14 protein-coding genes are annotated in these 19,943 nt (G+C 60.2%); 8 read left to right on the forward strand and 6 right to left on the reverse strand.

What is annotated here, in order from left to right; genetic code table 11:
• Positions 1–346 precede the first annotated feature (346 nt).
• From gsiD to iaaA, 5 genes are all read right to left on the reverse strand, one after another.
• Positions 347–1,258 (reverse strand): glutathione ABC transporter permease GsiD, encoded by a 912-nt coding sequence (gene gsiD / locus SP68_RS17525; protein ID WP_040973999.1) that lies wholly within the window; start codon positions 1,256–1,258, stop codon positions 347–349.
• 1 nt (position 1,259) lies between these two features.
• Positions 1,260–2,180, reverse strand: coding sequence for a glutathione ABC transporter permease GsiC (gsiC, locus tag SP68_RS17530; protein ID WP_032753917.1), 921 nt, complete (start codon positions 2,178–2,180; stop codon positions 1,260–1,262).
• Between the two features lie 72 nt (positions 2,181–2,252).
• Entirely contained in the window at positions 2,253–3,794 is a 1,542-nt protein-coding gene (gene gsiB, locus SP68_RS17535) for a glutathione ABC transporter substrate-binding protein GsiB (protein WP_004176731.1), read from the reverse strand.
• A gap of 32 nt (positions 3,795–3,826) precedes the next feature.
• Positions 3,827–5,686: a glutathione ABC transporter ATP-binding protein GsiA gene (gene gsiA, locus SP68_RS17540; protein WP_040973998.1), complete on the reverse strand. Its 1,860-nt coding sequence runs from the start codon at positions 5,684–5,686 to the stop codon at positions 3,827–3,829.
• A gap of 17 nt (positions 5,687–5,703) precedes the next feature.
• Complete coding sequence (iaaA, locus tag SP68_RS17545; protein WP_008805796.1) at positions 5,704–6,645, reverse strand: beta-aspartyl-peptidase; 942 nt, start codon at positions 6,643–6,645, stop codon at positions 5,704–5,706.
• Positions 6,646–6,880: 235 nt separating this feature from the next.
• Here iaaA and moeA point away from each other — a divergent pair, with 235 nt between their 5' ends.
• From moeA to SP68_RS17575, 6 genes are all read left to right on the forward strand, one after another.
• Positions 6,881–8,116, forward strand: a complete 1,236-nt coding sequence (gene moeA, locus SP68_RS17550; protein ID WP_012542361.1) for a molybdopterin molybdotransferase MoeA — start codon at positions 6,881–6,883, stop codon at positions 8,114–8,116.
• Positions 8,116–8,871 (forward strand): molybdopterin-synthase adenylyltransferase MoeB, encoded by a 756-nt coding sequence (moeB, locus tag SP68_RS17555; protein WP_012968648.1) that lies wholly within the window; start codon positions 8,116–8,118, stop codon positions 8,869–8,871. The genes moeA and moeB overlap by 1 nt, the downstream gene beginning before the upstream one ends.
• A 154-nt stretch (positions 8,872–9,025) precedes the next feature.
• Positions 9,026–9,925: a glycyl-radical enzyme activating protein gene (locus SP68_RS17560; protein ID WP_008805793.1), complete on the forward strand. Its 900-nt coding sequence runs from the start codon at positions 9,026–9,028 to the stop codon at positions 9,923–9,925.
• A gap of 4 nt (positions 9,926–9,929) precedes the next feature.
• The gene (locus tag SP68_RS17565) at positions 9,930–12,362 is read left to right on the forward strand and encodes a formate C-acetyltransferase/glycerol dehydratase family glycyl radical enzyme (protein ID WP_008805792.1); all 2,433 of its coding nucleotides are present in this window, start codon (positions 9,930–9,932) and stop codon (positions 12,360–12,362) included.
• Between the two features lie 180 nt (positions 12,363–12,542).
• Positions 12,543–13,358, forward strand: a complete 816-nt coding sequence (locus SP68_RS17570; RefSeq protein ID WP_040973996.1) for a Cof-type HAD-IIB family hydrolase — start codon at positions 12,543–12,545, stop codon at positions 13,356–13,358.
• Between the two features lie 140 nt (positions 13,359–13,498).
• Positions 13,499–14,764 carry a DUF1479 domain-containing protein gene (locus SP68_RS17575; protein ID WP_008805790.1) on the forward strand — a complete coding sequence of 422 codons (1,266 nt, stop codon included), beginning with the start codon at positions 13,499–13,501 and terminating at the stop codon, positions 14,762–14,764.
• On the opposite strand, the gene SP68_RS17580 is transcribed toward SP68_RS17575, so the two are convergent.
• The gene (locus SP68_RS17580; RefSeq protein ID WP_008805789.1) at positions 14,761–15,834 is read right to left on the reverse strand and encodes a LacI family DNA-binding transcriptional regulator; all 1,074 of its coding nucleotides are present in this window, start codon (positions 15,832–15,834) and stop codon (positions 14,761–14,763) included. The two genes, SP68_RS17575 and SP68_RS17580, sit on opposite strands and share 4 nt — an antisense overlap.
• Before the next feature lie 299 nt (positions 15,835–16,133).
• Between SP68_RS17580 and SP68_RS17585 the strand changes: the two genes are divergently transcribed.
• Together SP68_RS17585 and SP68_RS17590 are read left to right on the forward strand one after the other, a co-directional pair.
• Positions 16,134–17,435 (forward strand): MFS transporter, encoded by a 1,302-nt coding sequence (locus SP68_RS17585; protein ID WP_012968650.1) that lies wholly within the window; start codon positions 16,134–16,136, stop codon positions 17,433–17,435.
• A gap of 15 nt (positions 17,436–17,450) precedes the next feature.
• The gene (locus SP68_RS17590) at positions 17,451–19,814 is read left to right on the forward strand and encodes a glycoside hydrolase family 31 protein (RefSeq protein WP_012968651.1); all 2,364 of its coding nucleotides are present in this window, start codon (positions 17,451–17,453) and stop codon (positions 19,812–19,814) included.
• The last annotated feature ends 129 nt before the right edge of the window (positions 19,815–19,943 follow it).

Below are 19,943 nucleotides of genomic sequence, written 5' to 3' on the forward strand. Positions count from 1 at the left end.
TGCGACCTGTCGCTAATTTATTCACCAGTCTTGCTGAAACTGCCGGTGCTGGCGGCCTCAACATCGCTGAGACGTTCCCGGAAGGCCGGGGCAGCCCGCATGGATGCGGGCTGAGGGCCGTGTTTTGCAGGGACGCTGCCTCGGCCCGACCCGAAGCCTGCAGGGATAAGTCGAAGGCACCACGCAGTGGCGATGTTGCTGGCCGGAGCCCGGGGGTACAAGGGGCGGCGGCGACTGGCCGCCCCCTGTGCGCTCCCTGCGCCATGCCAGGCATAACGCAGAAGATTAACCGGGAGCGCAATGTGCGCTGAAGCCGCAGCACCGCACGGCGGTGCTTTCCCTCACCCTACCCCTTTAACTTCGGATCCAGCGCATCGCGCAGGCCATCGCCCAGCAGATTAAACGCCAGCACGGTCACAAAAATCGCCACCGCCGGAAACAGCGCTACGTGCGGGGACATCACCATATCCGCCCGCGCCTCGTTGAGCATCGCGCCCCACTCCGGGGTGGGCGGCTGCGCGCCGAGGCCGAGAAACGACAGACTGGCCGCCGAAATAATCGACACCCCAATACGCATCGTGAAGTAAACCACGATCGATGACACCGTCCCCGGCAGGATGTGGTTGAACAGAATGCTGGCGTCGCTGGCGCCGATGCTGCGCGCCGATTCAATAAAGGTCTGCTGCTTTAACACCAGCGTATTGCCGCGCACCAGACGAGCAAACGCCGGGATCGAGAAGATCGCCACGGCGATGATCACGTTGGCCATCCCGCTGCCCATGACAGCGACCACCGCGATCGCCAGCAGGATCCCCGGAAAGGCGAACAGCACGTCGCAAAGTCGCATAATGAGCCGGTCCCACCAGCCCTCATAGTAGCCGGCCAGCAGCCCAAGCACCGTGCCGATAGCCGCGCCAATCAGCACCGCCAGTACCCCGGCAGCCAGCGAGATCTGCGCCCCGACCAGCACCCGGCTGAAAATATCGCGCCCCAGCGAGTCGACACCGAACCAGTGCACCAGCGAGGGCCCCTCGTTAAGCCGGTCATAATCGAAATAATTTTCCGCATCGTACGGCGCTATCCATGGCGCAACGATGGCTACCGCAATCAGCAACAGCACGAAAATACCAGCGCCCATCGCCACCGGCTGGCGACGAAAGCGCCGCCAGAACTCATGCCATGGGGTATGGATCTCGCCGGGTCTGATACCCGGCATGGCGTTCAGCGCCGCCTGCCTTCTCCAGTTGAGCAATCGCACCTTACTTATACCTGATAGCCGGGTTAATGGCCGCGTACAGCACATCCACCACTAAATTGATAAGAATAAACTCCAGCGAAAAGAGCAGGACTTCCGCCTGAATTACCGGGTAATCGCGCATCTCTACCGAATCGACCAACAGGCGCCCAAGTCCCGGCCAGTTAAACACCTTTTCCACGACGATCGACCCACCGAGCAGAAAGCCGAACTGTAGCCCCATCATGGTCACCACCGGGATCATCGCATTGCGCAGGCCATGCTTGAGCACCACCCACGTTTCGCTCACCCCTTTCGCCCGCGCGGTACGCATATAGTCTTCATGCAACACATCAACGAACGACGCGCGGGTAAAGCGCGCCATGACCGCCGCTACCGCCGCGCCAAGGGTCAACGACGGCAAAATATAGTGCCGCCAGCTGTCGGCCCCCACCGTCGGCAGCCAGCCCAGCTCAACCGAAAACACCTGCATCAGCAGCATGCCGAGAGCAAAAGCCGGAAACGAAATGCCGCTCACCGCCAGCGCCATTCCCAGACGGTCGGGCCAGCGATTGCGCCACACCGCGGCCGCGATCCCCGCCGCCATCCCGAACAGTACCGCCCAGCTCATGCTGGCCAGCGTCAGCCACAGCGTGGGCATAAAGCGGCTGGCTATTTCACTGGAAACGGGACGCCGCGAGGCCATGGAAATGCCAAAATCGCCGCGCAGCACGTTGGTGATGTAGTGCCAGAACTGGACATGCAGCGGCTGGTCAAGCCCCAGCTGCTGGCGCACCATCGCCACCACCTGGGCATCGGCCTCCGGTCCGGCAATCAGCCGCGCCGGGTCACCGGGCAGCATATGGACGAACAGAAACACCAGTACTGCGACGATAAGCAGGGTGGGGATCAGCCCCAGCAGGCGCTTAATCACATAGTAGAGCATCATACCTCCGCAACCCGCCCCGCGGAAAAACCGCCCCCCGCGCGCTGGCGCCGGAGAGCATCATCCCATCCTTCACGGTGTTAAATCTGCCTGTTCAAAACTAAAGCCAGTATCCGGCTGGATATAGAAACCGGTGAGGTTCTTGCTGTGGGCGGAGACCAGTTTCTCGACCACCAGCGGTACCCACGGCGACTCTTTCCAGATAATATCCTGCGCCTCTTTATAGAGTTTGGTTTTCTCTTGCGGGTCGGTGGTTTTCAGCGCCTCGCTCAGCGCGTTATCCACCTGCGGGTTGCTGTAAAACGCGGTATTAAACAGCGTCGGCGGCCAGTTTTGCGAGGCGAACAGCGGCGACAACGCCCAGTCGGCTTCACCGGTGGAGGCGGACCAGCCGGTATAGAACATCCGTACACCGCTCTCTTTCTGCCCTTTACCTTCCACTTCCGCCGCCCGCTGACCAGCGTCCATCGCCGTCACCTGCGCCTTAATCCCCACCTGCGCCAGCTGCTGCTGGGTGAACTGCAGTACTTTCTGCGCGGTGCTGTGATTATGTGATGACCATAGCGTGGTGCTGAAACCGTTAGGGTAGCCAGCCTCTTTCAGCAACTGGCGAGCTTTCGCCGGATCGTAGGGCCAGGCGGTGTAAGTCTGGGCGTAGGCAATCGACGGCGGCACCACCCCGGTCGCCGGGGTGGCGTATCCGGCAAACGCCACCTTGACCAGCGCCTGACGGTTAATCGCATAGTTGATGGCTTCACGCACCTTCGGATTATCGAACGGCTTCTGCGTCACGTTCATGCTGATGTAGCGCTGCATGATCGACGGGCTGGCCACCAGCTCCAGTTTGCTGTTTTTTGCCAGCAGCGGCGCCTGTTCGTAAGGGATCGGGAAAGCAAACTGCGCTTCGCCGGTCTGCAGCATCGCCGCCCGGGTGTTGTTATCCACCACCGGACGCCAGGTGATGGAGTCCAGCTTCGGCAGGCCTGGCTGCCAGTAACCATCGAACTTGCTGACCTTCACGAAATCTGTCTGGTTCCAGGTGTCGAGCTTATACGGCCCGGTACCCACCGGATGGAAGCCAATATCCTTGCCATATTTTTTCAGCGCCGCCGGCGAAATCATCGCCGTCGCCGGATGGGCGAGAATGTTAATAAATGCCGAGAAGGGCTGCTTCAGGGTAATTTTGACCGTGGTCGGATCGACCGCCTCGGTGCTGGCGATATTTTTATACAGGTTATAGCGCTTGAGATGGTTATCCGGGTTACTCGCGCGGTCGAGGTTAGCCTTGACCGCCTCGGCGTTAAAGTCGGTGCCATCCTGGAATTTCACCCCGCTGTGCAGCTTGATGGTGTACACCAGGCCGTCCGGTGACACGGTATAGCTCTCGGCAAGAACATTTTGTAGCTTCATCTCTTTATCAAGGCCGAACAGGCCTTGATAAAAGGACTTCGCCACCGCCTGCGACAGGGTATCGTTGGCATCATAGGGATCGAGCGTCGTAAAGTTAGACCCGACCGCCACGACCACATCTTTGGCGGCAAAGGCAGGGGCGCTCGCCAGGGCCGCCGCGATACTCAGCGCCAGCCACCATTTGCGTGAAACAGGTTGTGTCATCGTATTCTCCTGAAAAGGTGCGTTATGTGTTGTTATGCTCTGCCCAGCACATCGGCGGATTCGCGGGCGACAAAGTGGTCCGGCCCAACCTGCTGCAATGGCACGCTGGCCATCTCCTCGCCCCGCTTATAGATATTGCCCGGGACGTCATCAGACAGCAGGACTCGCTGCGGATGACGGTAGGCCGGGTCGGCCACCGGTACGGCGGCCATTAGCTTACGGGTATAGGGGTGCTGCGGGTTTTCAAACACCGCACGGCGCGGGCCTATTTCGACAATGCGACCGCGATACATCACCGCCACGCGGTGGCTGATGCGCTCCACCACCGCCATATCATGGGAAATAAACAGAAACGCGATACCCATCTCGCGCTGCAGGTCGAGCATCAGATTGATAATCTGCGCCCGAATGGAGACATCCAGGGCCGACACCGACTCATCGGCTATCACCACCTTCGGATTCAGCGCCAGCGCGCGGGCAATGCAGATCCGCTGCCGCTGGCCGCCGGAAAAGGCATGGGGGTAACGCCAGGCATGCTCCGGCTGAAGCCCCACGCGCTTCAGTAGCCAGGAAACCCGCTCACGCGCGGCTTCACCATGCAGCAGGCCATGCACCCGCAGCGGCTCCATGATCGAGTCACCGACCGTCTGACGCGGGTCAAGCGAAGCGTAAGGATCCTGAAAAATAAACTGAATATTACGGCGCAGGGATTGCAGCTTGCTACCGGAGAGCGTATCAATCCGTTGGCCGTCGAAGGTAATGGTGCCACCCTGGGTTTCGACCAGTCTCAGCAGCGCCCGGCCGGTGGTCGACTTGCCGCAGCCGGACTCTCCCACCAGCGACAGGGTCTCTCCCGGCCAGAGATCAAAACTGATCTTCTCCACCGCATGCACTTCGCGCGTCACGCGATTGAGCAGCCCGCCGCGCACCGGAAAACGGGCCACCAGGTCGCGCACCTGCAGGATAGGCTCCCCCGCCGCCACCGTGTCTGGCGTTTCGGTCTCCGCCTGCGGCTGACCGGGAAGCGAAAAACGGCGCGGCAGATCCTGACCCCGCATCTCCCCCAGCCGCGGAACCGCCGCCAGCAGCGACTGAGTATAAGGGTGCTGCGGCGAACGAAAGATCTCCTCAACGCTGCCGGTCTCTACCGCCTCACCGCGATACATCACCAGCACCCGATCGGCGATATCGGCCACGACGCCCATATCGTGGGTAATAAAGATCACCCCCATCGCCATCTCCTTTTGCAGGACGGCAATGAGTTGCAAAATTTGCGCCTGGATGGTGACATCCAGCGCTGTGGTCGGCTCATCGGCTATCAACACCGCCGGCCGACAGGAGAGCGCCATGGCGATCATCACCCGCTGGCGCATGCCGCCGGAGAGCTGGTGCGGATAGCGTGAGAGCATCTCTTCCGCCTGGGGAATACGCACCTGGTCGAGCATCTTTTTCGCCGCGCGCAGCGCCTCTTCGCGCCCCAGCCCCTGGTGCAGGCGCAGGGATTCGGCGATTTGTTCGCCGATGGTAAAAACCGGATTCAGCGAGGTCATCGGCTCCTGAACAATCATGGCCAGATCCGCGCCGCGCACCCGGCGCATCTCGGCGTCCGTTTGCTCATTGAGCGCGATCACCTGCCGGTTACGCCGCCGCAGCCACAGCCCCTCGCTGCTCACTTCGCTGCTGGCGGCGTCAAGCAAACGCATCAGCGCCAGCGCGGTCACCGATTTTCCCGAACCGGACTCACCCACTATCGCCAGCGTCTCGCCGCGACGCAGGCTGAAGGATAGCTGACGCACGGCCTGCACCTCTGGCGCATCCTGTTGGCGAAAGGCCACGTTCAGGTTGCGCACTACCAGCACTTCGCAGGTATCGGTTTCGTGAGTTTGCGACACTCTCCCTCTCCCTTCTTCTATTCGCGATAAATGCCAATGGTCGGCGTATCGCCGGCATAGCACCAGGCGCGGTACATGCCTTCACTGTTAAACGGTAAAACGACGTTACCTTCGCGATCGACGGCAATCAGCCCGCCGCTACCGCCGAGAGCCGGCAGTTTCTCCATCACCACCCGCTCGCAGGCGGTGTAGAGACTCAACTGACCATACTCCATCAGGGCGGCGATATCGTAGGCCGCCAGGGTGCGCATAAAAACTTCGCCGGTGCCGGTGCAGGAGACCGCCACGCTGGCATTGTTGGCATAGCATCCCGCGCCCGGCAGCGGGCTGTCGCCGACGCGTCCGGGCAGTTTGTTGGTCATGCCGCCGGTGGAGGTTGCCGCCGCCAGATTGCCAGCCAGGTCGAGCGCCACCGCGCCGACGGTGCCCATTTTCTGGCGTTCATCGAGCGGGGCGGCGTGGTGGTCGAGGATAATCTCCCCGCCCGCTTTCGCCTCCTGCAGCTGCAGCAGGCGCTCGGGCGTGGAGAAGAGATCGTTTTCCACGCGTTCCATCCCCCGGGAGAAGGCGAAATTTTCCGCGCCCTCGCCAATCAGCAGCACGTGCGGACTCTCCTCCAGTACCAGACGCGCCGCCAGCACCGGATTACGCAAATGTTTGACCCCGGCCACCGCGCCCGCCTGCAGGCTGTAGCCATCCATTACGCAGGCGTCCAGCTCGTGGGTTTGATCGTGGGTAAATACCGCGCCCATCCCGGCATTAAACAGCGGGCACTCTTCCAGCAGCCGAACGGCCTCGGTCACGGTATCCAGCGCACTGGCGCCCGCAGCCAACATCTTCTGCCCGCTTTCGACGATAGTCGACAGCGCCGCCACATACTCTCGCTCCCGCTCCGGCGTCATCTGCGCGCGAGAAATCGCCCCTGCGCCGCCGTGAATTGCTATAACCGCCTTGCCCATTTCGCCAGTCCTTAACGATGAAGTGGATCGCCCCTGCCCCGTCGTACCGCGGCGCGGCGCCGGTCACGTCAGGAATAAGGGTATTGATATCATTATATTGCTGAATGTCTTATACAATTTTTGAATATAGAAAGAGCGGCGGGCGATGTAAAGCCTCGTACCCAGGTGGCATACAGCCCGCGCCGCTTTTCTGCCATAATAGGCGTTTTCGCTGTTTTGCCCGCAGGAGTGACCCATGGATTTTACCGCCGGACTGATGCCGCTCGACACAGCCCTCGCCCAGATGCTCGATCGTATTACGCCGCTGAACGCGACGGAAACTGTACCGCTGTTGCAGGCCTTCTCGCGTGTGACCGCCCATGACATCGTCTCCCCGCTGGATGTGCCCGGCTTTGATAACGCCGCGATGGATGGCTATGCCGTCCGGCTAAGCGACCTTCGCGACGGCGCGGCGCTGCCGGTCGCCGGTAAGGCCTTTGCCGGCCAACCGTTTCACGAGACCTGGCCCACCGGCACCTGTATCCGCATCATGACCGGCGCGCCGGTGCCTGCGGGCTGCGACGCGGTGGTCATGCAGGAAGAGACCGAACAGACCGACGCCGGCGTGCACTTTACCGCGCCGGTGAAAGCCGGGCAGCACATTCGCCGTCGCGGAGAAGATATCGCCCACGGCGCGGTGGTCTTCCCGGCGGGGACGCCCCTGACGGTGGCCGAGCTGCCGGTGCTGGCCTCGCTGGGCATTGCCGAGGTCGAGGTGGTGCGCAAGGTCCGCGTCGCGGTCTTCTCAACCGGCGATGAGCTGCAGCTGCCGGGTCAACCGCTCGGCGACGGCCAGATTTACGATACCAACCGCCTGGCGGTGCACCTGATGCTGCAGCAGCTGGGCTACGAGGTCATTAACCTCGGCATTATTCCTGACGACCCGGCGAAGCTGCGTGACGCGTTTATCGCCGCCGACCAGCAGGCCGACGTGGTCATCAGCTCCGGTGGCGTCTCGGTGGGCGAAGCCGACTACACCAAAACCATTCTTGAAGAGCTGGGGGAGATCGGCTTCTGGAAACTGGCGATCAAGCCGGGGAAACCCTTCGCCTTCGGCAAACTCAGTAGCAGCTGGTTCTGCGGCCTGCCGGGTAACCCGGTTTCCGCCACCGTCACCTTCTGTCAGTTGGTGCAGCCGCTGCTGGCGAAACTCTCGGGCAAGCACGGCCCGCTTCAGGCAACCCGCCTGCGGGTACGCGCCGCCACGCGACTGAAGAAGTCGCCGGGCCGTCTCGACTTCCAGCGCGGTATTCTGCAGCGCAACCCCGACGGCGAGCTGGTGGTGACCACCACCGGCCATCAGGGCTCGCACATTTTCAGCTCATTCAGCCTCGGTAACTGCTTTATCGTACTGGAGCGCGAACGCGGCCACGTCGAAGCGGGCGAATGGGTCGAAGTCGAGCCCTTTAATCATCTGTTTGGGGGGCTGTAATGGCCGTTGAGCTGAGCGACGAGGAGATGCTGCGCTATAACCGGCAGATCATCTTGCGCGGTTTTGATTTCGACGGTCAGGAGCGGCTAAAAGCCGCTCGCGTACTGGTGGTCGGCCTCGGCGGGCTCGGCTGCGCCGCCGCTCAATATCTGGCGGCGGCCGGCGTGGGTCAGCTCACCCTGCTCGATTTCGACACCGTCTCGCTGTCCAACCTCCAGCGCCAGACGCTGCACAGCGACGCGACCATCGGCCAACCGAAGGTGGATTCTGCCCGCGAGGCGCTGGCGCGCATTAACCCGCACGTCCGGCTGGTCCCGCTCAATGCCTTGCTGGATGAGACCGCGCTGGCGGGGCAGATTGCCGATCACGATCTGGTGCTGGACTGCACCGACAACGTCGCCATTCGTAACCAGCTCAACGCCGGCTGTTTCCAGCACACCACCCCGCTGGTCTCCGGGGCGGCGATCCGCATGGAGGGGCAAATCAGCGTCTTCACGTATCAGGATGGCGAACCCTGCTACCGCTGCCTGAGCCGTCTGTTCGGCGAAAATGCCCTCACCTGCGTCGAAGCCGGAGTAATGGCCCCGCTGGTGGGCACTATCGGTTCACTGCAGGCGATGGAGGCCATTAAACTGCTGACCGGCTACGGCACCCCTGCCAGCGGAAAAATCGTGATGTACGACGCCATGACCTGCCAGTTTCGTGAAATGAAGCTGATGCGTCATCCGCAGTGCGAGGTATGCGGCTCGCACTAACCCCCACACCGGCGACGAGGGTCGTCGGTGGTTTTGTGACCTCTCTCGTTTTTTTATCCCCAGGAGCTTAGCCCCATCCCGCTTGTTGATTTGCGTCAATATAACTTTCATTCGAAAGTGTTTTTATATTCATACGCAAACAAGAGGATAAGCCATGATCTTCAACATCCAGCGCTACTCCACCCATGACGGCCCAGGGATCCGTACCGTCGTCTTCCTGAAAGGCTGCTCGCTGGGCTGCCGCTGGTGCCAGAACCCGGAAAGCCGCGCCCGCAGCGAAGATCTGCTGTATGACTCGCGGCTGTGCCTGGCCGGCTGCGATCTGTGCCAGCAGGCGGCGCCGGAGGTTATCACCCGTACCCTCGATGGTTTGATCATTGATCGGCAAAACGTTAACGACAAGCATATTACTGCGCTGCGTGACTGCTGCCCCACCACCGCGCTAACGGTCTGCGGCGAGGAGAAAAACGTCGAAGCGATCATGGCGACGGTGCTGCGTGATAAACCGTTCTACGATCGCAGCGGCGGCGGCATCACCCTTTCCGGCGGCGAACCCTTTATGAACCCGACGCTGGCGCAGGCGCTTTTCGAAGCCAGCCATCAGGCAGGTATTCACACCGCCGTGGAAACCTGCCTGCACGTGCCGTGGAAATACATTGAACCGGCTTTACCCTTTGTCGACCTGTTTCTCGCCGACCTGAAACACGTCGACGAGGCCGTTTTCCAGCAGTGGACCGACGGCAGCGCCCGCCGGGTGCTGGATAACCTGCAGCGACTGGCGCAGGCAGGGAAAAAAATGATTATTCGCGTGCCGCTGATCCAGGGATTCAACGCCAGTGAAGCCGACATTGCCGCGATCACCGATTTTGCCGCCGACCGCCTGCAGGTCAGCGAGATCCATTTCCTGCCGTACCACACGCTGGGAATGAACAAATACCAGTTACTCAGTCAGCCCTACACCGCACCGGACAAACCGCTGGATGCTCCTGAGCTGCTCGCCTTCGCGCAGGATTATGCGCGGAGCAAGGGGCTAACGGCGATCTTACGAGGATAACCTTATGACGACTCTCAAACTCAATACCCTCAGCGCCCGCATCCAGGCCCATAAAATGGCACTGGTGCATATTGTCAAACCGCCGGTCTGTACCGAACGCGCCCGCCACTACACCGAGATGTATCAGCAGCATCTTGATAAGCCAATCCCGGTGCGTCGCGCCCTGGCGCTGGCGCATCACCTTGCCGAGCGCACCATCTGGATCAAGCACGACGAACTGATCGTCGGCAACCAGGCCAGCGAAGTGCGCGCTGCGCCGATTTTCCCGGAATACACCGTCAGCTGGATTGAGAAAGAGATCGACGATCTTGCCGACCGCCCCGGCGCCGGCTTCTCGGTCAGCGAAGAGAACAAACGCGTGCTGCATGAAGTGTGCCCATGGTGGCGCGGGCAGACCGTACAGGACCGCTGCTACGGTATGTTTACCGATGAGCAGAAGGCGCTCCTCGCCACCGGTATTATCAAGGCGGAAGGCAACATGACTTCCGGTGACGCCCACCTGGCGGTCAACTTCCCGTTACTGCTGGAGAAAGGCCTCGACGGCATGCGCGCCAAGGTTGCTGAACGCCGGTCGCGCATTAACCTGACGGTACTGGAAGACCTGCACGGCGAGCAGTTCCTGAAAGCGATTGATATCGTTCTGGAAGCGGTCAGCGACCACAGCAAACGCTTCGCCGCGCTGGCGCGCGAGATGGCGACAGCAGAATCCCGTGAATCACGCCGCCACGAACTGCTGACGATAGCCGAAAACTGCGACATCATCGCCCATGAGCCGCCGAAAACCTTCTGGCAGGCGCTGCAGCTGTGCTACTTCATTCAGCTTATCCTGCAGATTGAATCCAATGGCCACTCGGTCTCCTTTGGCCGTATGGACCAGTACCTCTATCCGTACTACCGTCGCGACGTTGAACTGCAGCAGTCGCTGGATCGCGAACAGGCCATTGAGCTGCTGCACAGCTGCTGGCTGAAGCTGCTGGAGGTCAACAAAATTCGCTCCGGCTCGCACTCCAAGGCCTCTGCCGGCAGCCCGCTGTACCAGAACGTCACCATTGGCGGCCAGAACCTGGTCGACGGCCAGCCGCAGGACGCCGTCAACCCGCTGTCGTATGCCATCCTGGAATCCTGTGGTCGTCTGCGCTCTACCCAGCCGAACCTCAGCGTGCGTTACCATGCCGGGATGAGCAACGACTTCCTCGACGCCTGCGTCCAGGTTATCCGCTGCGGCTTCGGCATGCCGGCGTTTAATAACGACGAAATCGTCATCCCGGAATTTATCAAACTCGGCATCGAGCCGCAGGACGCCTACGATTACGCCGCCATCGGCTGCATCGAAACCGCGGTTGGCGGCAAATGGGGCTACCGCTGCACCGGCATGAGCTTTATCAACTTCGCGCGGGTGATGCTGGCGACGCTGGAAGGTGGCCGCGATGCCACCAGCGGTCAGGTATTCCTGCCCCAGGAGCATGCCCTGTCGAAAGGCAACTTCGCTAATTTCGACCAGGTGCTGGCAGACTGGGATAACCAGATCCGCTACTACACCCGTAAATCCATTGAGATTGAGTACGTGGTCGATACCATGCTGGAGGAAAACGTCCACGATATTCTCTGTTCGGCGCTGGTGGATGACTGTATCGAACGGGCGAAAAGCATCAAGCAAGGCGGCGCGAAATATGACTGGGTTTCTGGCCTGCAGGTGGGTATCGCCAACCTCGGCAACAGCCTGGCGGCGGTGAAAAAACTGGTCTTCGATCAGGGCGCCATCGGCCAGCAGGAACTGGCGAAGGCGCTGGCGGAAGATTTCGACGGTCTGACCCACGAGCAACTGCGCCAACGGTTGATCAACGGCGCGCCGAAGTACGGTAACGATGATGACAGCGTCGACGAGTTGCTGGCGCGGGCCTACCAGACCTATATCGACGAGCTGAAGCAGTATCACAACCCGCGCTATGGCCGCGGCCCAATCGGCGGCAACTATTACGCCGGCACGTCGTCTATCTCCGCCAACGTTCCGTTCGGCGCCCAGACGATGGCGACACCGGATGGCCGTAAAGCGCACACCCCGCTGGCGGAAGGGGCCAGCCCGGCCTCCGGTACCGACCATCTGGGGCCGACAGCGGTCATCAGTTCGGTGGGCAAACTCCCCACCGGCGCGATCCTCGGCGGCGTGCTGCTTAACCAGAAGCTGAATCCGTCCACCCTGGAGAATGAGTCCGACAAGCAGAAGCTGATGGTGCTGCTGCGCACCTTCTTCGAGGTGCACAAAGGCTGGCATATCCAGTACAACATCGTGTCCCGCGACACGCTGCTGGAGGCGAAGAAACACCCTGACCAGTACCGCGATTTAGTGGTCCGCGTCGCCGGATACTCGGCGTTCTTCACCGCCCTGTCGCCGGATACCCAGGACGATATCATCGCCCGAACCGAACATACGCTGTAACCCTTCGTGCCCGCTGGCGCTATGCTTAGCGGGCCTACCCTGTTCTGCAGGCCGGGTAAGGCAACGTTGCCACCCGGCATTTTCTGCGCTGAGTGAACTTTCATTCGAAATAAATTTGTGCTCCCCATCACATTGTAATTAGAATGTTACTGGTCGAAGTTAAGCCAGGAGCATCCCCTTATGACCGTTAAAGTTATCGTCACCGATATGGACGGAACTTTTCTCAATGACGCCAAAACCTACGATCGCTCACGGTTTCTGGCGCAATTCGCCCAGCTGCAGCAGCGCGGCATTGAATTTGTTGTCGCCAGCGGCAACCAGTACTATCAGTTGATCTCCTTCTTCCCGGAGATCCGCGAGCAGATTTCGTTCGTCGCCGAAAACGGCGCGCTGGTCTTTGAGCATGGTAAGCAGCTGTTCCACGGCGAACTGACCCGCCACGAATCGCAGGTGGTGATCGGCGAATTACTTAACGATCCGCAGCTGAACTTCGTCGCCTGCGGCCTGCAGAGCGCGTATGTGAGCGATAAAGCTCCGGACGCCTTCGTCGACCTGATGTCAAAGCACTACCACCGTCTGCAGCGGGTAAGCGATTACCACCGCATCGACGACACGCTGTTCAAATTCTCCCTCAACCTGCCGGACAGCGAGATCCCACAGCTGATCGATAAACTGCACGTGTCGCTCGACGGGATCATGAAGCCGGTCACCAGCGGCTTTGGCTTTGTCGATTTGATTATCCCCGGCCTGCATAAAGCCAACGGCATCAGCCGCCTGCTCAAACGCTGGAACCTTTCGCCGCAGCAGTGCGTGGCCATCGGCGACAGCGGCAACGACGCCGAAATGCTGAAGCTGGTGAAATACGCTTTCGCCATGGGTAACGCCGCCGACACCATCAAGGCTATCGCCGGCTACGCCACTGACGATAATAACCATGACGGCGCGCTGAACGTCATTCAGGCCGTCCTCGATAATACCGCTCCCTTCAACGCGTGACCCTTCGCCGGGGCATCGCGCCCCGGTTTTTCCATTTTGTGCGCCGTAGCAAGATTTTAAACTTGCATTAACTCCATTTTAACTTAAATTAACGTTTGTAATATTTAATACTTTCGAATGAAAGATACAGCGAGGTTATTATGGCTGCTCTCCCGACCCACGAAACATTACCTGCCGACCACAAAGCGGCAATTCGCCAGATGAAACAGGCCTTACGGGCACAAATTGGCGATGTCCAGGCAGTGTTCGATAAACTCTCGGCGCGTATCAGCGAGCGCCTGGACGAGATTAATGCCCTGAAAGCCACAGGCCAGGAGGTCTGGCCGACGATCCCGTTCAGCGATATCGCCGAAGGAAAAGTGAGCGATGAGCAGCGCGCGGCGATTAAGCGCCGGGGCTGCGCAGTGATCAAAGGACACTACCCGCGCGAACAGGCGCTGGCCTGGGACAACGCGATGCTGGAATACCTCGATCTGAACCATTTCGATGATGTTTACAAAGGACCTGGCGACAGCTTCTTCGGTTCGCTGGAGGCTTCGCGTCCGGAAATCTATCCGATCTACTGGTCCCCCTCGCAAATGCAGGCGCGACAGAGTGATGAAATGGCGGCGGTGCAATCCTTCCTCAATCGCCTGTGGCGCTTTGAACAGAATGGCAAGCGCTGGTTCGATCCGGATGTCAGCGTGATTTACCCTGACCGTATCCGCCGCCGCCCGCCGGGAACCACGTCAAAGGGGCTGGGGGCGCATACCGATTCTGGCGCGCTGGAGCGCTGGCTGCTTCCCGCCTATCAGCAGGTTTTCGCCAACGTCTTTAATGGCAATATCGACGCCTACGATCCGTGGGACGCCGCGCACCGTACCGAAGTGGAAGAGTACACCGTCGACAACACCACCAAATGCTCGGTGTTCCGCACCTTCCAGGGCTGGACCGCGCTGTCGGACATGATCCCGGGTCAGGGGCTGCTACACGTGGTGCCGATCCCGGAGGCGATGGCTTATGTGCTGCTGCGCCCCCTGCTCGACGATGTGCCGGAAGATGAGCTGTGCGGCGTCGCGCCGGGCAGAGTGCTGCCGATCTCTGAGCAATGGCACCCACTCTTAATTAAAGCGTTAAGCTCGATTCCGGCGCTGAACGCTGGCGATTCCGTCTGGTGGCACTGCGATGTTATTCACTCAGTGGCGCCGGTGGAAAATCAACAGGGCTGGGGCAACGTGATGTACATCCCGGCCGCGCCGATGTGCGAAAAGAACCTCGCCTACGCGCAGAAAGTGAAAATTGCTCTGGAAAAAGGGGCCTCGCCGGGGGATTTCCCGCGCGAGGACTATGAGGCCAGCTGGCAGGGGCGCTTCACCCTGGAAGATCTGAATATTCACGGGAAACGGGCGCTGGGTATCCCGGTTTAATCGTCATACAGCCCCTGCGGCTCCACGGCGGTATGGCCTTTGCCCGGCCGGATCCGCCGTACCGAATCACGTACCACCAGCGTGCCGTGCAACAGTAGCGAGCCGTGCGGCGCCTCCGGGCGCAGCAGGCGCTGCTGCAGGAGATGCACCGCCTCGCTGCCCAGCTCATCTCGCGGCACATGCACCGCGGTCAACGGCACCTCCTGGATCGCCGCCAGATTAAACCCGTCGATACTCATTACCGAAACATCCTGCGGCACCCGCAGGCCTCGTTTTTGCAGGGCGCTGACGGTGCCGGCGGCCATAAAATCACCGCCCACCAGGAAGGCGGTGGGCATCGGGCGCCCCTGTAAAGCGTCAAGCCAGGCCCCTACCTGCTCTTCCGTCTCTCTGGCGCTAAAGTTGGCGACGCTGATGAGATCCCGGCTGGCGGTAAAGCGCAGATTGCGCGCGCGCCATGCTTCCTGGATCCCGCCCAGCCGCAGCTCCATGGTATAGCGGCGCAGGCACATCACGTTCATCACCGCCCGATGGCCCATATCAAACAGATAGCGGGCGGCGCACTGGCCAATCAGACGATGGTCGGGGGCAATGGACGGCAGCCGCATCCCTTCATCCCGACAGTTGATCAATACGCAGGGTTTGCCCACATCCGCCGCCAGGCCATGAATATGCGGATCGTCGATCCCCAGCAGCACCGCGGCCTGGGTCTCCGCTTCGTTCATGCGGGCAAGAAACAGATTGGCGTCGCTGTCGTTCTCGTCCAGTGCGCAGTAGCGCAGGCGCACTTCATGCGCCGCCAGCGCGTTATTGATGCTCTGGATCACCCGGTAGTAGAAGATATCCGATCGCTCATCGAAGGCGCGCTGTGGAGCAAACACCAGCAGATTATTGAGCAGCAGACGCCCGGCGGCCAGTCCCTGCATGACCCCCAGCTCGCGGGCGCACTCCAGCACCGCCCGGCGCGCCTTATCGCTGGTATTCGCCTTTCCGGCCAGGACGCGCGAAACGGTGCTGGCCGACAGCCCGGTGCGGGCGGCGATTTCGGCGACGCGCAGCTTTTTATCCATTTTGTGATCCAGCTCCGATTGGAAAATGAAAGAATTTTCATAATCACCAAAGCGCTTCCTGTAAGCAAATGACAGAGCGAAATTTGAGATCTCGGTCATTTCATGAAAAAAGTTGCATAAATAGCACTTTGCCCGACGTTTTTTCTCCCTTAGCCTGAATTGGTCCAACATCTCCCATACTAGTTATACCAATGATGTTGAGATAAAAAATAGACTATTCAAATAGTTAAAAAAAACTATGTGACCACTCAGGGAAAGAGGCCGTCACTTTCCCCCTACAACGTCTTGTGGAGTGTGCTATGAGTCAAGGCCTCAACAATGATATCGCGGTCAGTAAAACGCGCCGGGTGGTAAAAAACCTGCGCTGGTGGGTGCTGGTCCTGTTTTTACTCGGCGTCACCGTCAACTACATCACACGTAACTCGCTGGGGATTATCGCCCCGGAACTGAAAGCGACGCTCGGTATTACCACCGAACAATATTCCTGGATCGTCGGCGCGTTTCAGCTGGCTTACACGATTTTCCAGCCGCTCTGTGGCTGGCTTATCGACGTCATCGGCCTGAAGCTCGGGTTTATGATCTGCGCTACCCTGTGGGCGCTGGCCTGTATCGCCCACGCCGGGGCTGGCAGCTGGCTGCACCTGGCTATGTTGCGCTTCTTTATGGGCGGCGCCGAGGCGGCCGCCACGCCGGCGAACGCCAAAACCATCGGCGAGTGGTTCCCGAAATCTGAACGGCCAATCGCCGCCGGCTGGGCTGGCGTCGGCTTCTCTATCGGCGCAATGCTGGCCCCGCCGATTATCTACTTCGCCCACGCCTCCTTCGGCTGGCAGGGGGCGTTTATGTTTACCGGCGCGCTGGCGCTGCTGTGGGTAGTGCTGTGGTGGGCTTTCTATCAGAACCCGGAAAAGCACCCGAACCTCAGCAAAAGCGAGCTGGAGTACATCAAGCAGGATAACGAAGCCCCGCCGGTGAAACAGCCCTTCTTTACCGCGCTCAAAACCGTCTCGAAGAATAAACGTTTCTATGGGATCGCCATCCCCGCCTTTATGGCCGAGCCTGCCTGGGCGGTACTGAGCTTCTGGGTGCCGCTGTACCTGGCGAAAGAGCACGGCATGGATCTGAAGCAGATCGCGATGTTCGCCTGGCTGCCGTTCCTCGCCGCCGATCTTGGCAGCGTGGTCAGCGGCTATCTCACCCGCCTGTACGTTCGCTGGTTCGGCTGCACGCGAGTCAACTCGGTTATCGCCAGCTCGGTAACCGGCGCGTTTCTGATGATCTCGCTGGCCCTGGTCGCCATTACTCGCGATCCCTATATCACCATCATCCTGATCTCCATTGGTGGTTTCGGCCATCAGATCATCTCCTGCATGCTCAGCGCGCTGGTGGTGGAGTCTTTCGACAAGGGACAAATGGCGACGGTCAACGGTATGCGCGGCTCCGCGGCGTGGATCGCCAGCTTCCTGTTCTCATTATTAATCGGGGTGACCGCCGACAAAATTGGCTTCAACCCGCTGTTTATCGCCATGGGGTTCTTTGACCTGATTGGCGCCGTTTTCCTGGTGGCATTTATTGCTGAACGTCGCGCCAAGCGCGCCTGAGAGTGGATGTAAAATATGAAGACGTTGAAACACTGGAGTTTGCACCAACAGCTGGAGCATCACGTTGAATTGACCGTTGATGGTCAGCACACTTTGTGTCTGTACGTGCTGGAAGAGAATTTATTCCGCGTCTTGCTGAAGCGCCAGGGCCAACTGGCGCTGGATCGCACCTGGAGTATCGCCCCGCAGCAGGATGTGCCGTGGGAAGGCCGCGCGCGGGATGACCTCAGCGGTTTTAGCCTCCCGGCCTGGCAGATGACCAAAGAAGATGACGCGCTGACCATCGCCACCCGCCAGCTGCGCGTCACCGTCCACCAGCCGCTATGGCTGGAGTGGAGCTATCGCGACGACGCCGGCGAGTGGCAGACGCTCGCCAGTGACCGCCCCACCAGCGCCTATCTGGCAAACGCTCACGGCGACGGCGTCGCCCATTATCTGAGCCGCCGCAAAGATGAGCGTTTCTACGGGCTGGGTGAAAAAGCCGGCGACCTGCAGCGTAACGGCAAACGCTATGAAATGCGTAACCTCGATGCCATGGGCTACAACGCCGTCAGCACCGACCCGCTGTATAAACATATTCCGTTTACCATCACCCAGCGCAGCGATATCAGCTACGGCCTGTTCTATGACAACCTGAGCAGCTGCTGGCTGGATCTGGGCAATGAAATCGACAACTACCACACCGCCTATCGCCGCTGGCAGGCGGAGGCCGGCGATATCGATTATTACCTGTTTACCGGTAAACAGGTGCTGGATGTGACCAAAGCCTTCGTCCGCCTGACCGGTAAAACCCTGTTCGGGCCAAAATGGAGCCTCGGCTACAGCGGCTCCACCATGCACTACACCGACGCGCCGGATGCGCAAAATCAGCTGATGAACTTCATCCGCCTGTGCGAGCAGCACGCGATCCCTTGCGACTCGTTCCAGCTCTCTTCCGGCTATACCTCGATCAACGGCAAGCGCTACGTCTTTAACTGGAACTACGACAAGGTGCCGCAGCCAAAAGTGATGAGCCAGTCGTTCCATGATGCCGGGCTGAAGCTGGCCGCCAATATCAAACCCTGCCTGCTGCAGGATCATCCGCGCTATGGCGAAGTGGCGGAGCGCGGTCTTTTTATTCGCGATTCGCAAACCGACGCGCCGGAGCGCTCCAGCTTCTGGGATGATGAAGGGTCGCATCTCGACTTCACCAACCCGCACACCGTGGCCTGGTGGCAGGAAGGCGTGACCACCCAGCTACTGGAGATGGGTATCGATTCGACCTGGAACGATAATAACGAGTATGAGGTGTGGGACGGCGAGGCGCGCTGCTACGGCTTTGGCCGCGAAATCGCCATTAAACATATTCGCCCGGTGATGCCGTTGCTGATGATGCGCGCCTCCATGGAAGCCCAGCAGCGCTTTGCGCCGCAAAAGCGCCCGTATCTGATCTCCCGCTCCGGCTGCGCCGGGATGCAGCGCTACGTCCAGACCTGGAGCGGCGACAACCGCACCAACTGGGATACGCTGCGCTATAACATCCGCATGGGGCTGGGCATGAGCCTTTCCGGGCTGTTTAACGTCGGCCACGACGTCGGCGGTTTCTCCGGCGATAAACCCGAGCCGGAGCTGTTCGTGCGCTGGGTACAAAACGGCGTGATGCATCCGCGCTTTACCATTCATTCGTGGAATGACGACCAGACGGTCAATGAAGCCTGGATGTACCCGGAAATCACCCCGGCGATCCGCTCAGCCATCGAGCTGCGCTACCGTCTGCTGCCCTATTTGTACACCCTGTTATGGCAGGCGCATGCCGATGACGAACCGATGCTGCGCCCGACCTTCCTCGATCACCAGCACGATACCCAGACCTTCGCCGAGTGCGATGACTTCCTGCTGGGTCGCGATCTGCTGGTGGCCAGCGTGGTCGAGCCCGGCGCCCGTCAACGCCAGCTGTGGCTGCCCGATAATCAGGACGGCTGGTACGATTTTTACAGCCACCAGTGGTTCGCCGGCGGCCAGTGGGTGACGCTGGACGCGCCGCTGGAAAAACTGCCGCTGCTGGTCCGCGCCGGCGCCGGTCTGCCGCTTAGTGAACGTATCAGCCACGTCGATGCGCAAAAAGACGATCGTCGCGAACTGCAGTTGTTCCCGCTGAAAGGTACCGGCTCAACCCGCGGTCTGCTGTTTGAAGACGACGGCGAAAGCTGGGGCTATAAAGAGGGGGATGCGCTATGGCTGGAGTGGGAAATGATCTGCAGCGCCAACAGCATAAACCTGAATATCAACGCTCGCGGCAGCTACCGTCCGGCGTGGAAAGCGCTGAAGCTGTCATTACCGGCGGGAGAAAAGCGCAAGCTGCTGGTGAATGGCGTTGAAGGGACCGAGTGGAGGCGCTAAGCGATATGCCGGGCGGCGGCTTACGCCTTGCCCGGCCTGGATTTTATGATGTTCCCGGATTGCGCTACGCTAATCCGGGCTACAAACGGGTGGCCTCAAAATCCCCGGTGGCGCTACCGCTTACCGGGG

Origin of the sequence: Klebsiella variicola, assembly GCF_000828055.2 — a bacterium.
In the GTDB taxonomy this organism is placed as follows: Bacteria; Pseudomonadota; Gammaproteobacteria; order Enterobacterales; family Enterobacteriaceae; genus Klebsiella; species Klebsiella variicola.